2 protein-coding genes are annotated in these 774 nt (G+C 66.9%); both read left to right on the forward strand.

Annotated features, from left to right (window positions below):
- On the forward strand, positions 1-348 hold a 348-nt coding region (locus tag AC08ON_RS13255), incomplete at its 5' end, for a hypothetical protein (protein ID WP_476617073.1).
- Between the two features lie 139 nt (positions 349-487).
- Positions 488-774 (forward strand): transposase family protein (locus AC08ON_RS13260; RefSeq protein ID WP_476617074.1); only part of this gene is annotated, 287 nt, incomplete at its 3' end.

Genomic DNA, 774 nt, shown 5'->3' on the forward strand with positions numbered 1-774 from the left:
GCTATGGGGGGTGCGGCGCAATCCGTTTCGGCCCGTACCCGGCACCCGTCCCGCCGCGCCGTATCCATCATGGTCACCGCAATACTGCTCATTCTGTTCTCAGCGTTGCCTGCCGGCGCCATGATCCGCCGTCCGACGTATCATCCACTCCCGGTGACCAACGTTTCGTACGAGACCGGCGCGGTGAGCGGCGTCGGGCGGCAGACCGACCTGACAATCACTGACAAAGGACCGGGGATCCTGCACGTCCAGTCAATCTCGGTGGACGGTGAGCGCCTCCTGGATCAGAACTCCCACCTCCGGATCGCGCCAGGGCGACGTCAAAGTAGGTACGGCGTGGCGTCTTGAGTTTGTGGTCGGCTACTGCTAGGGGTCGGGCCGCGAAGGGCCCTGGAACGCGGCAGACGCGGCACCTACAGGAAGATCTGAGTTCTCACGCAAAGGTCTTCCAGAAGCAGGTGCCGCGTCCGTGTCTGTAGTGTCCCCCATGTTGTGGCTTGAGTGTCAGCAGGAGCAGGTCGAGGTCTCGACAGCCGCGCAGGTCGCGGGGCTGGTCGCGGTGTTGCGGCGGGTACCGGACTGGCGCGACCCGCGGGGTGTTCGCTACGAGCTCGCGCCGGTCCTGGCGTTGTGGGTCGCGGGCAACATCGCAGGTCACGACACCACCGTGGCGGTGTGGGAGTGGGCCTGCGCCCTCCCGGTCGGGGTGCTGGCCGGCCTCGGGTTCCCTCGTCGGGTGCCGTCGGAGCGCACGATCCGGCGGATCGTGGAGGA

This window comes from Frankia sp. CoWAU3 (genome assembly GCF_977971855.1).